Annotated in this window: 11 protein-coding genes; 5 read left to right on the plus strand and 6 right to left on the minus strand. The window is 73.1% G+C overall.

Features of this window, described 5'->3' with window-relative positions; genetic code table 11:
• Window positions 1–2: 2 nt before the first annotated feature.
• From NT8_RS06520 to mbhE, 4 genes are read right to left on the minus strand one after another with little or no spacing between them, the layout of a single operon-like run.
• Complete coding sequence (locus NT8_RS06520; RefSeq protein WP_067965299.1) at window positions 3–1,532, minus strand: Na+/H+ antiporter subunit D; 1,530 nt, start codon at window positions 1,530–1,532, stop codon at window positions 3–5.
• Window positions 1,529–1,903, minus strand: a complete 375-nt coding sequence (locus NT8_RS06525; RefSeq protein ID WP_067965301.1) for a sodium:proton antiporter — start codon at window positions 1,901–1,903, stop codon at window positions 1,529–1,531. Before NT8_RS06525 ends, NT8_RS06520 begins: the two co-directional genes overlap by 4 nt.
• Window positions 1,900–2,520, minus strand: coding sequence for an MnhB domain-containing protein (locus NT8_RS06530; protein WP_245646058.1), 621 nt, complete (start codon window positions 2,518–2,520; stop codon window positions 1,900–1,902). Before NT8_RS06530 ends, NT8_RS06525 begins: the two co-directional genes overlap by 4 nt.
• The gene (gene mbhE, locus NT8_RS06535) at window positions 2,517–4,994 is read right to left on the minus strand and encodes a hydrogen gas-evolving membrane-bound hydrogenase subunit E (protein WP_084468693.1); all 2,478 of its coding nucleotides are present in this window, start codon (window positions 4,992–4,994) and stop codon (window positions 2,517–2,519) included. Before mbhE ends, NT8_RS06530 begins: the two co-directional genes overlap by 4 nt.
• Before the next feature lie 522 nt (window positions 4,995–5,516).
• Between mbhE and NT8_RS06540 the strand changes: the two genes are divergently transcribed.
• The 3 genes from NT8_RS06540 to NT8_RS06550 all read left to right on the plus strand — a co-directional run bounded on the left by NT8_RS06540 (window position 5,517) and on the right by NT8_RS06550 (window position 9,675).
• On the plus strand, window positions 5,517–8,003 hold the full coding sequence (locus tag NT8_RS06540; RefSeq protein WP_067965303.1) for a DNA gyrase/topoisomerase IV subunit A: 2,487 nt from the start codon (window positions 5,517–5,519) through the stop codon (window positions 8,001–8,003).
• 122 nt (window positions 8,004–8,125) lie between these two features.
• Window positions 8,126–8,452, plus strand: coding sequence for a tetratricopeptide repeat protein (locus tag NT8_RS06545; protein WP_067965340.1), 327 nt, complete (start codon window positions 8,126–8,128; stop codon window positions 8,450–8,452).
• 74 nt (window positions 8,453–8,526) lie between these two features.
• The gene (locus NT8_RS06550) at window positions 8,527–9,675 is read left to right on the plus strand and encodes an L-cysteine desulfhydrase Cds1 (protein ID WP_067965305.1); all 1,149 of its coding nucleotides are present in this window, start codon (window positions 8,527–8,529) and stop codon (window positions 9,673–9,675) included.
• Between the two features lie 21 nt (window positions 9,676–9,696).
• On the opposite strand, the gene NT8_RS06555 is transcribed toward NT8_RS06550, so the two are convergent.
• On the minus strand, window positions 9,697–11,802 hold the full coding sequence (locus NT8_RS06555; RefSeq protein ID WP_067965307.1) for a DNA gyrase/topoisomerase IV subunit B: 2,106 nt from the start codon (window positions 11,800–11,802) through the stop codon (window positions 9,697–9,699).
• A gap of 520 nt (window positions 11,803–12,322) precedes the next feature.
• Here NT8_RS06555 and NT8_RS30690 point away from each other — a divergent pair.
• Both NT8_RS30690 and yaaA read left to right on the plus strand, forming a co-directional pair.
• On the plus strand, window positions 12,323–12,556 hold the full coding sequence (locus NT8_RS30690) for a DUF7455 domain-containing protein (protein WP_067965309.1): 234 nt from the start codon (window positions 12,323–12,325) through the stop codon (window positions 12,554–12,556).
• A 204-nt stretch (window positions 12,557–12,760) separates the two neighbouring features.
• Entirely contained in the window at window positions 12,761–13,558 is a 798-nt protein-coding gene (yaaA, locus tag NT8_RS06565) for a peroxide stress protein YaaA (RefSeq protein ID WP_067965311.1), read from the plus strand.
• A gap of 312 nt (window positions 13,559–13,870) precedes the next feature.
• On the opposite strand, the gene NT8_RS06570 is transcribed toward yaaA, so the two are convergent.
• A complete protein-coding gene (locus tag NT8_RS06570) occupies window positions 13,871–15,451 on the minus strand; it encodes an RNA polymerase sigma factor (RefSeq protein WP_067965315.1) in 1,581 nt (526 codons plus the stop codon).
• Window positions 15,452–15,661 lie beyond the last annotated feature (210 nt).

Consider the following 15,661-nt stretch of genomic DNA (forward strand, 5'->3'; position numbering starts at 1 on the left):
GGTCACGACGCTCCCCCGTGCCCCAGGACCGCCTCGACGTAGGCGGTGCCGTCGAGCAGGTCGTCGGCCGCGGTGAACGCGATGTCGGTGAGCGGCCCGGCGGCGACGGCCACCGCGACGCCCACGGCGACCATGACCCCGGTCATGGCGGTCATGAACCGCAGCGCGCCGCGGTTGGCGCCGCTGCGGAGCTGGGCGCGGGCCTCGACCATGTCGGGCATCGGGGTGCCCCAGAAGCCGCGCACCCAGATGCGGAAGATCGCGATGAGGGTGAGCAGGCTGGTCAGCACGCCCGCGGCGATGCCGAGGTGGACGAGCCACCCGCCGGCCTCGACGCCCGCCTGGAACAGCGCGACCTTGGCGATGAAACCGGACATCGGGGGCAGGCCGGCCAGGCTCATGGCGGGCAGGAAGAAGAACAGGGCGAGGGTCGGCGAGACTGTCGTCAGGCCGCGGACCGCGCGCAGCGAGGTGTGCCCGACGTACTGCCGGATCAGCCCGTTGACGAGGAACAGGGTGGCCTGCACGACGATGTGGTGGACCAGGTAGACCACCACCCCGGCGACGCCCGCGACCGAGCCCACCCCCAGCCCGAAGATCATGAACCCGATGTGGCTGACCAGGGCGAACGACATGACCCGGTTGATGTCGTCCTGCACCAGCGCGCCGAGGATGCCGACCACCATGGTGGCGATGGCGATCCACAGCAGCACCGCGGAGATGTCGTCGCCGCCGAAGAGCAGGGTCTGGGTGCGGATGATGGCGTACACCGCGACCTTGGTGAGCAGGGCGGCGAAGATCGCGGAGATGCGGGTGATGGCCACCGGGTAGCTGTCGGGCAGCCAGAAGTGCATCGGCACGATGGCGGCCTTGATGCCGAACACCACGAGGAACATCAGCGCGAGGACCATGCGCAGCGGTTCGGGCGCGGCGCCGAGCTTGGCGGCGATGTCGGCGAGGTTGACGGTGCCGGTGAGCGCGTAGACCAGGGCGATGCCGGTGAGGAACAGGATCGAGGAGGTCAGGCTGACGACCGTGTAGATCATGCTGGCGCGCACCCGGGCCCGGGTGGGCGCCTGGGTGATGAGCGCGTAGCTGGCGGTCAGCATGATCTCGAAGCCGACGAACAGGTTGAACAGGTCGCCGGCCAGGAAGCTCAGGCAGACCCCGGCGGTCAGCACCAGGTAGATGGGGTGGAAGACCTGCGGCATGGCGCGGCTGAGGCCGCCGATGTCCTGGCCGATGGCGTAGAGCAGCACGACCAGCAGCACCACCGACGAGACCACCAGCAGCAGGGCGGCCAGCGGGTCGGCGACGATGGTGATGCCGAGCGGGGCCTGCCAGGCGCCGGCCTGGCTGGTCAGGACGGTGCCGTCGGCGGTGCGGCGCAGCAGCACGGCCGCGTCGGCGACCACCACCGCCAGGGTGAGGACGCTGACGATCTGCTGGGCGCGCGGGAACCGGCGCAGCACCAGGGCGGTGGCCGCGCCCAGCAGCGGCACCAGGAACGGGACCGCGAGCAGGGTGTTCACGAGGAGTCCTCCGGCTCGGTCAGCCGCCCGATCCGGCGGTCCTCCAGGTCGGCGGGGACCTCGTCGTTGTCGTCGCCGAGCCAGACCCGGTAGGCGAGCGCGAGCAGGAACGTCGTCACCCCGAAGGTGATGACGATGGCGGTCAGCGCCATGGCCTGCGGCAGCGGGTCGGAGATCTGCCCGTCCTGCCCGGTGAGCAGCGGCGGCAGGGTGATCGCGGTGTCCGTCAGCATCAGCGACAGGTTGGCGGCGTGGCCGAGGATGAGGATGCCGAAGACCACGCGCATCAGCGACCGCTGGAGCAGCAGGTAGAACCCGCTGGAGTAGAGCACGGCGACGGTGACGACGAGGAGGAATCCGGGCGCGTTCACGGGTTCCCTCCTTCAGCGGGACGGGGGCGGGGGCGGCGGGCGCGCGAGCGCAGGCGCTCGGCCTTGGCCTCCTCCTCCTCCGCCTCCATGCGGGCGCCGAGTGCGGCCACGACGGACAGGACGAGTCCGACGACGATGAGGAACACCCCCGATTCGAAGACGAGGTAGCTGGCGAACTTGACCTTGCCGAACACCGGCAGGGTGGCGGTGGCCGTGAAGACCTCCAGGATGGGCCCGCCGAACAGCAGCGGCGCCGCCGCCGATCCGCAGGCCAGCAGCAGGCCGAGGGCGAGCAGGCCGTTGGGGCGCATGGGGATGCCCGCGGCCAGCTCGTGGCGGCCGCCGGCGATGTAGCGCAGGACGTAGGCCATGCTGGCGACGAGCCCGCCGGCGAAGCCGCCGCCGGGCCGGTCGTGCCCGGAGACGAGGAGGAACACCGAGAAGGTGAGGATGGCGGGGATCAGCAGCCGCGCCACCACCTCCAGCAGGACCGAGCGGGGGCCGAAGGCGGGCCGGACGGCGGTGCTCAGCCACCGCTCGCGCGGGGCCTCCCAGTTCTCCGGGGGCCCGCCGTCCTCGGGGCGGACGCCGGTGTCGCGGCCGGGTTCGATGCTCACGGTCGCTCCCCTCCACGGGTGTCGGTCGGTGCGGCGCCGTCGGCGGGTGCGCCGCCGGCCGGCGCGGGCCCGGCGCCGGGGGCGGCGGCCGCCGCCCCCTCGGCCTCCGCTTCGGCCTCCTCCTCGGCGTCCTCCTCGGTGGGCTCGTCGACGACCCGGTCGCGCCGGTTGAGCAGCACCAGGGAGGCGACGGCGACCGCGGCGGTCGCGAGGACGACGATCTCGCCGAAGGTGTCGAGGGCGCGGAAGTCGGCGAGGATGATGTTGACGAGGTTGCGCCCGCCGGTCTCCTCGGCGAGGTCGGTGAACCCGGTCGAGATCGGCTCCTCGGTGCGGGCCGCGGTCATCAGCCACAGCGACACGGCGATGAACGTCCCGGCGGCCGAGCACAGCAGCACGGTCATGCGCTTGGCCCAGCCGTTGGGCCGGACGCTGAACGTGGCGGGCAGCCGGCGCAGCACGAACACCAGGATGATCGTGGTCAGGGTCTCGACCAGCACCAGGGTGAGCGCGAGGTCGGGCGCGCCGTGCAGCACGAACAGGCCGGCGATGCCGAACCCGAGCGCGCTGATGAGGATGAGCGCGGCGAACCGCCGGTGCTCGCGGACGGTGCCGACGGCGGTCACCACCACGATGACGGCGACGACCGCCTCCAGCGGGCTGTCCCAGAACCGGAAGTCGGCGCCGCCGGGCAGCGGGGTCTCCCCGCTCACCAGGGCGGCGGCCAGGCGCACGCCGGGCAGGGCGAGCAGGGTGGCGAGGATGATGCCGAGGTAGACCGGCAGCGAACCGCTCTGCGTGCGCCGGGTGACGCTGAGGGCGGTGCCGTAGACGGCGTGCACGAACAGGTGGTAGCCGACCTCGGCGTCGGGCCAGCGGGGCATCGCGTTCTGCAGGCGGGCCACGGAGCGGCGGCGGAGGAACATCGCGGCGCCCGCGGCGACGACCAGCACGGTCAGCCCCAGGGCGGGGGTGAACCCGTGCCACAGCGCCAGGTGGTAGGGCTTCTCGGCGGGGAACGGCGCCGCGTAGGACTGGGCGACGGGGTCGACCGCGAACGGCAGCAGGCCCAGCGCCAGGCTCAGCGCCCCGAGGGCGACGGGGGCGGCGGTGAACGCGGGCGACGGCCGCTTGAACCGCCGCTCCGAGACCGTGGCCTTGTCGGCGAAAGCGCCCCACACGAACCGGGCGCTGTAGGCGAAGGTGAGGACCGAGCCGACGACCAGGCCGGCGAGCACCGCCAGGGCTACGGCCGGCGGCAGGTCGCCGGCGTGGCCGGGCACGAACGCCTCCAGCCCGGCCTCCTTGCCGACGAACCCGAGCAGCGGGGGCAGCCCGGCCATCGACGCGGCCGCCAGGGTGGCGGCGACGGCGAGGACGGGCATGCGCCGGCCGATCCCCGACAGGCCGCTGATGCTGCGGGTGCCGGTCTGGTGGTCGATGACGCCGACCGTGAGGAACAGGGTGGACTTGAAGAACCCGTGCCCCAGCAGGACGCCGATCAGGGCGATCGCCGCCACGTGGGTGCCGGCCCCGCCCAGGACGATGAGGAACCCGAGCTGGCTGACCGTGCCGTAGGCGAGCAGCAGCTTGAGGTCGTCCTGTCGCAGCGCCCGCCAGCCGCCGACGATCATCGTGGCGACGCCGAACCCGAGGACCAGCGCCCGCCAGGGGTCGACGTCGGCGAACCCCGGGGCGAGCCGGGCGACGAGGTAGACGCCGCCCTTGACCATGGCGGCCGCGTGCAGGTAGGCGCTGACCGGGGTCGGCGCCACCATCGCCCCGGGCAGCCAGAAGTGCAGGGGCGCCTGCGCGGACTTGGCGAAGGCCCCGGCCAGCACGAGCACGAGCGCCAGCGGCAGCCACGGGCTGTCGACCGGCGGGTCGGCCACCAGTTCGGAGATGCGGTAGGTGCCGCCGATCGCGCCGAGCAGCACGAACCCGATGAGCATGAGCAGGCCGAAGCCGGCCGTGGTGACCAGCGCCTGGGTGGCCGCCCGCCGCGCGTGCTCCTTGCGGTCGTCGTGGCCGACCAGCAGGAAGGAGGTGACCGAGGTCAGCTCCCAGAACACGTAGAGCGCGAACAGGTTGTCGGTGGTGACCACGCCGAGCATCGCGCCGGAGAACAGCACCAGGACGGCGGCGAGCCGGCCCAGCCCCCGTTCGCCCGCGTGGAAGTAGCCGGCGCTGTAGCAGAAGATGGCGGCGCCGACCCCGCTGACCAGGAGCACCATGGCCAGCGAGAGCGCGTCGACGCGGAAGTCGAAGGTGATGCCGAGGGCGGGCACCCACGCCACGGAGGAGACCGCGGGGGCGCCGGAGACGATCGAGGGGGACTGGACGAGGACCCACACCGCGGACACGGCGGGCGGCAGCGCGGCCACGAGGAACGCGCGCGCGCCGAGCAGGCGCACCAGGGGCGGCAGGAGCACGGCGACGGCGGCGTGCAGCGCGAGGACGAGAGGCAGCAGCATAGACACGTCGTTATCGGCGATCGGGCCGCGGGCGCGGAGGGGTCACCGCCGGGCGGCTTGGGGGCGGGCTCGGACAGGGACGGGCGGACGGGGCACCACAAGGCTATCGGGCGGAACGACCCTCGCCTTGACTGCGACGCGAACGGGTGTACCATGCCCGCTTTCCTTCGGCCCTCCGGCGCCCTTCACTCTCCGTGTTCCCCCTTCGCCACCAGGAACGACGCGGCGGACGGCGGTCTCCCGACCCGCGGCATTCCCGATATCGCCGTGTTTGATCTCACCGAACGCGGCGGCCGACCTCCGCCGCCCCCGCCGCGCCCCGATCGGGGACGCGCCGGGGCGCTCCGCCCCGTGGTCACCCACCGTAGGCGCCGACCTGTGGCTGAATCGCGCGATCCGCCCGCCCCGCAGGGCGTTACGACCATTTTGACGGGATCTTAACGCCCTTCTTCACGCCGCGCCCCGGCGCCGCGCGCCGCGTCCGGTTCGCGATGGTCACCGGGTCGGGCCAGAATTACCGCCATGGCCCGTACTACGTCCCCACCGCCTCCCGAGGACCTCGCCGAGAAGATCATCGACATCGATGTCTCCGAGGAGATGCGCGGCAGCTTCCTGGAGTACGCCTACTCGGTGATCTACCAGCGCGCCCTGCCGGACGCCCGCGACGGGATGAAGCCGGTGCAGCGGCGCATCCTGTACCAGATGAACGAGATGGGCCTGCGGCCCGACCGCGGGCACGTCAAGTGCGCCCGCGTCGTGGGCGAGGTGATGGGCAAGCTGCACCCGCACGGCGACACGGCCATCTACGACGCCCTGGTGCGCATGAGCCAGTCCTTCGCCATGCGGGTGCCGCTGGTCGACGGGCACGGCAACTTCGGCTCGCTGGGCGGCGACGACGCCCCGGCCGCCATGCGCTACACCGAGGCCCGCCTCGACCGCGCCGCGCAGCTGCTGGTGGAGTCCATCGACGAGGACGTCGTGAACTTCCGGCCCAACTACGACGGCCAGGAGACCGAGCCCGAGGTCCTGCCGGCGGCGTTCCCCAACCTGCTGGTCAACGGGGCGTCCGGCATCGCGGTCGGCATGGCCACCAACATGGCCCCGCACAACCTGGGCGAGGTCATCGCGGCGGCGCGGCACCTGATCGCGCACCCCGACGCCACGCTGGACGACCTGATGGAGTTCGTCCCGGGCCCCGACCTGCCCACGGGCGGCACCATCGCCGGCCTCGACGGCATCCGCGACGCCTACACCCGCGGCCGCGGGACCTTCCGCACCCGCGCCACCGTGGCGATCGAGCGCATCTCGCCGCGCCGCACCGGGCTGGTCGTCACCGAGCTGCCCTACAGCGTCGGCCCCGAGAAGGTCATCGCCCGCATCAAGGAGCTGGTCCAGGCCAAGAAGCTCCAGGGCATCTCCGACCTGAAGGACCTCACCGACCGCACCCAGGGCCTGCGGCTGGTCATCGAGCTGAAGAACGGGTTCAACCCCGAGGCGGTGCTGGAGGAGCTGTACCGCCTGACGCCGATGGAGGAGACCTTCGGCATCAACAACGTGGCCCTCGTCGACGGCCAGCCGCAGACGCTGGGCCTGCGCGAGCTGCTGCGGGTCTTCGTGGACCACCGGCTGGACGTCGTGCGGCGCCGCAGCGAGTTCCGCCGCACCAAGCGCGAGGAGCGGCTGCACCTGGTCGCCGGCCTGCTGGTGGCGCTGCTCAACATCGACCAGGTCATCGCGCTCATCCGCGAGTCCGAGGACACCGCGCAGGCGCGCGAGCGGCTGATGGCGACGTTCGAGCTGTCCGACACCCAGGCCCGCTACATCCTGGACACCCCGCTGCGGCGGCTCACCAAGTTCGACCGCCTGGAGCTGGAGACCGAGCGCGACCGGCTCACCGCGGAGGTCGCCGAGCTCACCGCCATCCTGGAGTCCGACACCAAGCTGCGCCGGCTGGTCTCCAGCGAACTGGCCGCCGTGTCCAAGGAGTACGCCACCCCGCGCCGCACCGTGCTGCGCGAGGCCGGCGGCGCCACCCGCAACGCCGTCATCCCGCTGGAGATGCAGGACGCCCCCTGCCACGTCCTGCTCAGCTCCAGCGGCCTGCTCGGCCGCAGCACCGGCGCCGCGGTGCCGCGCATGTACGAGGGCCTGCGCACCCAGCACGACGCCGTCGCGGTGTCCGTCCCCGCCAGCTCGCGGTCCGACATCGGCCTGATCACCGACCTCGGCCGGGTCATCCGGGTGCCGGTGGTGGAGCTGCCCGAACTGCCCGACGACAGCGAGGACACCCCGCCGATGAGCGCGGGGCTGCCGATCACCGAGTTCGTGGAACTGGACGGCGACGAGCGGGTGGTGTCGGTGGCCGCCCTCGACAACGACGGCCCGGGCATCGCCGTCGGCACGGCGCAGGGCGTGGTCAAGCGCGTGGGCTCCGACGCCCCGCCCAACAAGGACGACTTCGAGATCATCAACCTCAAGGACGGCGACCGGGTCGTGGGCGCCGCCCAGCTGTCCACCGGCGAGGAGGACCTCGTCTTCATCACCTCCGAGGCGCAGCTGCTGCGGTTCCCGGCCTCCGCTGTCCGCCCGCAGGGCCGGCCCGCCGGCGGCGTGGCCGGGGTGCGGCTGCCCGAGGGGGCGCGCGTGCTCTGGTTCGGCGCGGTGCCGCTGCCCGAGGACTCCGTGGTGGTCACGGTCGCGGCGGCCACGTCGGCGCTGCCCGGCACCGGGGGCGGCTCCGCCAAGGTCACCCCGTTCGAGGTCTACCCCGCCAAGGGGCGGGCCACCGGCGGCGTCCGCTGCCACCGCTTCCTCAAGGGCGAGGACGCGCTCCAGCTCGCCTGGATCGGCCGGGCGCCGGCCCGCGCCAACCGGGCCGACGGCAAGCCGGTGCGGCTGCCCGACCTCGACCAGCGCCGCGACGGGTCCGGCGAGCCGCTGCCGCGCGCCATCACCATCGTCGGCAGCGGGCGCACCGACAGCGGTATCGCCCCGCCCGGGTCCGCCTGAGGCCGCCCGTGCGGGGCGGTGCGGCACCCGGCCGCACCGCCCCGCACGGCGTCCGCCGCCGCCGTGCGGTGGGAATACGGCGCCCCCGGTCGCGGTTGACATGCCCGACGAAGGGAGTGCCCGTGAAGGAGACGACCTACGAGACCTACGCCCGCGGCCGCATGTACTTCGACCTCGGCGACCCCATAGGCGCCGCCCGCATCCTGGCGCCGCTCGCCGACGAGCAGCCCGAGAGCCGGTCGGTCCTGGAACTGCTGGGCCGCGCCTACTTCCACTCCGCGCAGCTCGGCAAGGCCGAGGACACCTTCCGCCGGATCATCGAGCTCGACCCCTGCGACAGCTGGGCGCACATCGCGCTCGCCCGCTCCCTCGAACGGCAGAGCCGCGATGACGAGGCCGCCCCGCACCGGCGCATGCACGCCGCCATGTCGGGCGGCTCCCTCGACTGACGGAGCGCCTCCCCGCGCCGTGCGACGGGCCCGCCCCACCGGGGGCGGGCCCGTCGGCGTATACGCTGCCGGTCATGACCGTTCCGCGCGACCCGTCCCCCGCGCCCGACCCCGCCCGCCCCGGCGCGGGCGTCGACCGCTCCTGCGCCCGCACCCGCGCCTGGGCCGACGAGGCCGTGCGCAGGGTCGTCGCCGACGCCAACCGGTCGGCCGACACCCACCTGCACGCGTTCCCGCTGCCGCCGGAGTGGGGCATCGACCTCTACCTCAAGGACGAGTCGGTCCACCCCACGGGCAGCCTGAAGCACCGGCTGGCGCGGTCGCTGTTCCTCTACGCCCTGGCCAACGGGTGGATCACCGAGGGCACCACCATCGTGGAGGCCAGCTCGGGGTCGACCGCCGTCTCCGAGGCGTACTTCGCCCGGCTGATCGGGCTGGACTTCGTCACCGTGGTGCCCCGCTCCACCAGCCCCGAGAAGATCGCGCTGATCGAGCGCTACGGCGGGAGCTGCCACTACGTCGACGTCCCGGCCGAGATGTACACCGAGGCGGAGCGGCTCGCGGCCGAGACCGGCGGCCACTACATGGACCAGTTCACCTACGCCGAGCGCGCCACGGACTGGCGGGGGAACAACAACATCGCCGAGTCGGTGTTCGAGCAGCTCGCCATGGAGCGCCACCCCGTGCCCGAGTGGATCGTGGTGGGCGCCGGCACCGGGGGCACCTCGGCCACCATCGGCCGCTACATCCGCTACCGCCGGCACCACACCCGGCTGGCGGTGGTCGACCCGGAGAACTCCGCGTTCTTCCCCGGCTGGGTCACCGGCGCCCCCGACTACGCCACCGGCATGCCGTCGCGCATCGAGGGCATCGGGCGGCCGCGCATGGAGCCCAGCTTCGTGCCGTCGGTCATCGACCTGATGATCCCGGTGCCCGACGCCGCCAGCATCGCCGCGATGCGCCACCTCGACGCCGTCACCGGGCGCTGCGCGGGCGGCTCCACCGGCACCAACCTGTGGGGGGTGTGGCAGCTCGTCGCGCGGTTGCTGGCGGAGGGCCGCCGGGGCAGCGTGGTCACCCTCATCTGCGACGGCGGCGAGCGCTACCGGCACAGCTACTACGACGACGCCTGGGTGGCCGCGCGCGGGCTCGACCCGGCGCCCTACACCGCCGCGATCGAGCGGTTCCTGGCCACGGGCCGCTGGGAGCCGCCGCGGGGGTGACCCCCGCGGCGGGCGCGCCCGTCAGGTGTCGATGCGGGCGAGGTCCAGCTCCTGGGCGCCCTGCGCGATGAACTCGCGGCGCGGCGCGACCTCGTTGCCCATGAGCAGGTCGAACACCTTCGCGGCCTCCTCGGCGTGTTCGACCCGGATGCGGCGCAGCGTGCGGAAGCGGGGGTCCATGGTGGTCTCGGCCAGCTGGTCGGCGTCCATCTCGCCCAGGCCCTTGTACCGCTGGACCGGCTCCTTCCAGCTCAGACCCTTCTTCTCCAGCTCCAGCAGCTTCCGCCGCAGCTCCGCGTCGCTGTACGTGTAGACGTAGCGGTCCTCGGGCTTGGCGCCGCGCTTGCGGCGGACGTTGGTCAGCTCGATGCGGTGCAGCGGCGGCACCGCGGCGTAGACCCGGCCGGCCTCCAGCATCGGGCGCATGTACCGGTAGAACAGCGTGAGCAGCAGGCAGCGGATGTGCGCGCCGTCCACGTCGGCGTCGGCCATGAGGATGACCCGGCCGTAGCGGGCGGCGTCGATGTCGAACGTGCGGCCCGACCCGGCGCCGATGACCTGGAGGATCGCCGCGCACTCGGCGTTCTTCAGCATGTCGGCGACCGACGACTTCTGCACGTTGAGGATCTTGCCGCGGATGGGCAGCAGCGCCTGGAACTCGGAGTCGCGGGCGAGCTTGGCGGTGCCCAGGGCGGAGTCGCCCTCGACGATGAACAGCTCGCTGCGCTCCAGCCCCTCGCTGCGGCAGTCGACCAGCTTCGCGGGCAGCGCCGAGCTCTCCAGCGCGTTCTTGCGGCGCTGGGTCTCGCGCTGCTGGCGGGCGGCCAGGCGCGCCTTGGCGGCGTTGGCGATCTTCTCCAGGACGCCGCGGGCCGTCTGCTTCTCGGCCCGCTTGGTGGAGGTGAGGAACGTCCGCAGCTCCTTGCCGACCACCTGCGACACGATGCGCGAGGCCGCCGAGGTGCCGAGGATCTCCTTGGTCTGCCCCTCGAACTGCGGCTCGGGCAGCCGGACCGTGACCACGGCGGTGAGCCCTTCGAGGACGTCCTCCTTGGTCACCGGGTCGTCGCTGGCCTTGAGCAGCTTGGTGGTGCGGAGCTGGTCGTTGACCACCCGCACCAGGGCGCGCTCGAACCCGGCGAGGTGGGTGCCGCCCTTGGGGGTGGCGATGACGTTCACGAACGACCGCACCGTGGTGTCGTAGCCGGAGCCCCAGCGCAGCGCGACGTCGACCTCCAGCCGGCGCTCGACGTCGGTGGGGGTCATGTGCCCCTGCTCGTCGAGCACCGGGACGGTCTCGGTGAAGTGGCCGGTGCCCTGGATGCGCAGGACCTCGTTGAGCGGGGCGTCGGGCGCCAGGTAGGAGCAGAACTCGCCGATGCCGCCGTCGAAGCGGAACTCCTCCTCGTAGGGGGGTTCGCCCTCGGGGCGCTCGTCGCGCACGGAGATCGTCAGGCCGGGGATCAGGAACGCGGTCTGGCGGGCGCGGTCGAGCAGCGACGCCCGGGTGATGTCGGCGTCCTTGAGGAAGATCTGCCGGTCGGGCCAGAACCGGACGCGCGCGCCCGTGACCTTCTTGGCGACCCGGCGGACCTCGTCGAGACCGGTGCGCGGGGTGAAGTCGGCGTCGGGCCCGGCGCCGGCGAACCGGCCGGGGATGCCGCGCTTGAAGCTGGCCGCGTGCGTGCGGCCCTGCCGGTCGACCTCGACGTCCAGGCGCGCCGACAGCGCGTTGACCACGGACGCGCCCACGCCGTGCAGGCCGCCCGAGGCGGTGTAGGAGCCGGTGCCGAACTTGCCGCCGGCGTGCAGCTTGGTCATGACCAGCTCGACGCCCGACAGCCCCGACTTCGGCTCGACGTCGACCGGGATGCCGCGCCCGTTGTCGCGGACCTCGACCGAGCCGTCGGCGTACAGCACGACGTCGATGCGGGTGCAGAAGCCGGCCAGCGCCTCGTCCACCGAGTTGTCGATGATCTCCCACATGCAGTGGGTGAGCCCGCGGCTGTCGGTCGACCCGATGTACATGCCGGGACGCTTGCGGACCGCCTCCAGCCCTTCGAGGACCGAGAGATGCCGCGCGGAGTATTCCTCGGGCTCGTTGACGGCGGCGGTGAGGGCGGTCACGTGGGGTTCTCCTGCTTCGGGGTACCGGGCGCCCGCGGGCCCCATGGCGGAGCGGGCGCGGGGCGCGGGGACGGACAGGGGCGGGCACGGCGCTGGCTACTCTGGCTCACGGGTGTGACAGGAATTCCTCCCTGCGCCGGGCGGCCGGGGTCCCGCGGCGCCGCGCCGAGGGGGTGCCGGCGGGCCGCGCGCGGCTCGGCCGGCCGCAGCGGGGCGGCCGCTCGCATCTGCGGGCGCGTGCGGTTCGAGCCATCGTACGCACCACGCGCGACACTACCACCTCCGCCCCGGCCCGCCCGGCGCGTCCCCGCCGGGCCGGTAGCCCGGCGTGTCACCGGGTATGACTCCCTTCGGACCCCCTTTTCGTCCGATCGGCAGCGACCGGAACCCACCCGCCCGGGAGACCCGCGTCACAAAAGCGCTGATTCCGCTGTCGGCGTACAGAGGAGCTGGTTGGGAAGCTCCTCGTCCGGTTAGATGTTGTGCTGAGTGACTAACGCCGAGCATTGAGGAAGGCGAAGTGACTGGAACCCTTGCCCCCACCCAGCCGCTCACGGCTGCAGACCGTTGCGACCGTTGCGGTGCGCAGGCGTACGTCCGAGTGGTCCTGAACTCCGGCGGCGAGCTGCTGTTCTGCGCTCACCACATGCGGAAGCACGACGACTCCCTCCGGAAGGTGGCGTCCGACATCCAGGACGAGACGGACCGTCTCAAGTCGACCCCGGCCACGGCGTCGTCCGAAGACGAGCGTTAGGTCATCTAGCAAGAAGGACGTCCGGCGGCGGTCCCCCAACCGGGGGGCCGCCGCCGATGTGTGTGCGGTCCCCGCGTGCGGCCGCGCGCCGCACCGCCGCCGCACCGCCGCACGCGGTGCCCGCCGCGGCGGGGCTCGGCTAGCATCGGGGGCGGCGCGGAAGCGCTGGTCGGGACGGGTCGCCGCGAACACGAGAGAGGGTCCATGCTCATCCTGCTGCCGCCGTCGGAGGGCAAGGCCGCGGACGGCGCCGGCGCCCCCCTGGACCTCGGCCGGCTCTCCCTGCCCGAGACCACCGCCGCCCGCGAGGCCGTGCTCGACGCGTTGGAGGCGCTGTGCGCCGGCCCCGAGGACGCCGCGCTGGCCGTCCTCGGCCTCCCCCGGGGACGGCGCGACGCGCTGGAGCGCGACCGCGCCCTGCGCACCGCTCCCACCCTGCGCTCCGCCGACCTCTACACCGGGGTCCTCTACGACCACCTGCGGCTGCCCGAACTGCTGGCCGGGCCGGCGGCGGCCGCCACCCGCGCGTCGGTGCTGGTGTTCTCGGGGCTGTGGGGCGCGGTCGGCCCCGAGGACCCGCTGCCCCCCTACCGGCTGTCCATGGGGGTCCGCCTGCCGCCCCTGGGGCCGCTGGGCGCGTTCTGGCGGGGCCACCTGACCGACCTGCTGACCAAGCGCGCCGACGGCGAACTGGTGGTCGACTGCCGGTCGGCGACCTACGCCGCGGCGTTCCGCCCGGCCGGGGCCGCCGCCGGGCGCACCGTCGCCGTTCGGGTGCTGCGCGAGACAACGGTCGACGGCACCGTGCGGCGCACGGTCGTCAGCCACATGGCCAAGGCCACCCGGGGCGCGATCGCGCACGCCCTCCTGGCCGGCGGGGCCGACCCGCGCACCCCCGCCGAACTGGCGGCGGCGCTGAACGACCTCGGGCACGCCGCCGAGCTGCGCGCACCGGCGCGCCGCGGCGTCCCGCACACCCTCGACGTGGTCACCCGCGACTGACCGGACGGTCGGGGACCCGCGCCATGGAACGCTCCCCCGCCCGGAACGGCCCGCGGCGGACCGGCCGCCAAACCGGGTAACGAACGCATATCAGCGCTTTATCTCGGCCATACACGGCACGCGGCATGATGCGGGTGTCGGATGAAGAGAGTACGGATACCCACCGCCGCCTCGGCGCCCCGCGGGCCTCGCCACACCCCGGGGGACCGCCGTGGCGGCACCCTTCGCGGACACGCTCCGGGCCGGTCCCGCACACAGTGCGGGGACCGGCCCGGAAGCGGCGTCAGACGCCGCGGCGGCATGCGGCCGCGGTCAGTCCAGGTAGTCGCGGAGCACCTGGGAGCGCGACGGATGCCGGAGTTTCGACATCGTCTTGCTCTCTATCTGGCGGATGCGTTCGCGGGTGACCCCGTACACCTTGCCGATCTCGTCGAGGGTCTTGGGCTGGCCGTCGGTGAGCCCGAACCGCATCGAGACCACGCCGGCCTCGCGCTCCGACAGGGTGTCGAGGACCGAGTGCAGCTGCTCCTGGAGCAGGGTGAAGCTCACGGCCTCGCCCGGCTGGATGGCCTCGGAGTCCTCGATGAGGTCGCCGAACTCGCTGTCGCCGTCCTCGCCCAGCGGGGTGTGCAGGGAGATCGGCTCGCGGCCGTACTTCTGCACCTCGACGACCTTCTCGGGGGTCATGTCGAGTTCGCGGGCCAGCTCCTCCGGGGTGGGCTCGCGGCCGAGGTCCTGGAGCATCTGCCGCTGCACGCGGGCGAGCTTGTTGATGACCTCGACCATGTGCACCGGGATGCGGATGGTGCGCGCCTGGTCGGCCATGGCGCGGGTGATGGCCTGCCGGATCCACCAGGTGGCGTAGGTGGAGAACTTGAAGCCCTTGGTGTAGTCGAACTTCTCGACCGCGCGGATCAGACCGAGGTTGCCCTCCTGGATCAGGTCCAGGAAGAGCATGCCGCGACCGGTGTAGCGCTTGGCCAGCGACACCACGAGCCGCAGGTTCGCCTCCAGCAGGTGCTTCTTGGCGCGCCCGCCGTCCTCGGCGATCCAGGTGAGCTCGTCGCGGAACTCGGCGGTGAGGGCGTCGCCCTCCTCGGCGAGCTTCTCCTCGGCGAACAGGCCGGCCTCGATCCGCTTGGCGAGCTCGACCTCCTGCTCGGCGTTGAGCAGCGCGACGTTGCCGATCTGCTTCAGGTAGTCCTTGACCGGGTCGGCGGTGGCGCCGGCGGCCACCACCTGCGCGGCGGGGGCGTCGTCGTCATCGTCGTAGAGGACGAACGCCTCGTCCTCGGAGGTGTTGGCGGCCGCCTTCTCGGGGATGCCGACGACCTCGGGCTTGACGCCCGAACCGGCCACCGGGCCCTCGGGCAGCGAGGCCTTGTCGTCGGGGTCCTCGACCAGCTCCAGCTCGACGCCCGGGTCCTCCAGGTCGTCGGGCGCCTCGACCAGGTCGAGGTCGTCGGTGTCCTCCACGGCCTCCAGGACGACCTCGTCCTTGGCGGTCTTGTCGGTGGCCTTGCCGGCCTTCTTGCGGGCCGGGGCGGGCTTGGCGGCGGTCTTGCGGGCCGGTTTCCGGGCGGGTTCGGCGGCGGTGTCGTCGCCGCGCGCGGGCGCGGCGGCCCGCTTCTTCGCGGCGGACGCCGGGGCCGTGGAGCGGGAGGAGTCGACGACCGCCGTGACGGTGTCGGGCTGCTCCTGCGCCGCGGCGGCGCGCTTGACCCGGGCCGGGGCGGCCTTGGGGGCCGCCGACTTGCGCCGCGCGGACTTGCGCCGCGCGGGTGCGGACTCCTCGGCGCCGACGACGAGGGTGACACCCTCCTTGGTCAGGCTGCGGAGCACGGCCTGGGCCTGCGACATCGGGATGTCGGCCTCTTCGAAGGCACGGCGCACGTCCTCGGGCTCAAGGTACCCCTGGGACCGCCCACGCTCGATCAGCTGCTGGATGACAGGCTCATGCAGCGACTCGGGCTGCTTGGAGCGGGTCGAACTGGCAGGTGACACAAACACCTCTCGAACGGACGTGTGGCGAGATTACTGGACCCGGCGGCCCGAAGAGAGCCACGAGGAGGAGCACCGCTCCCACCCCGGTCGTACCCGGGA

Source organism: Nocardiopsis trehalosi NBRC 14201 (assembly GCF_001552555.1).
Lineage (GTDB): Bacteria > Actinomycetota > Actinomycetes > Streptosporangiales > Streptosporangiaceae > Nocardiopsis_B > Nocardiopsis_B trehalosi.

Coding starts and splice junctions, on each gene's coding strand:
- mbhE (WP_084468693.1), bottom strand. CDS start 4,994: ATGCTGCTGCCTCTCGTCCTCGCGCTGCACGCCGCCGTCGCCGTGCTC.
- NT8_RS06550 (WP_067965305.1), top strand. CDS start 8,527: ATGACCGTTCCGCGCGACCCGTCCCCCGCGCCCGACCCCGCCCGCCCC.
- NT8_RS06540 (WP_067965303.1), top strand. CDS start 5,517: ATGGCCCGTACTACGTCCCCACCGCCTCCCGAGGACCTCGCCGAGAAG.
- yaaA (WP_067965311.1), top strand. CDS start 12,761: ATGCTCATCCTGCTGCCGCCGTCGGAGGGCAAGGCCGCGGACGGCGCC.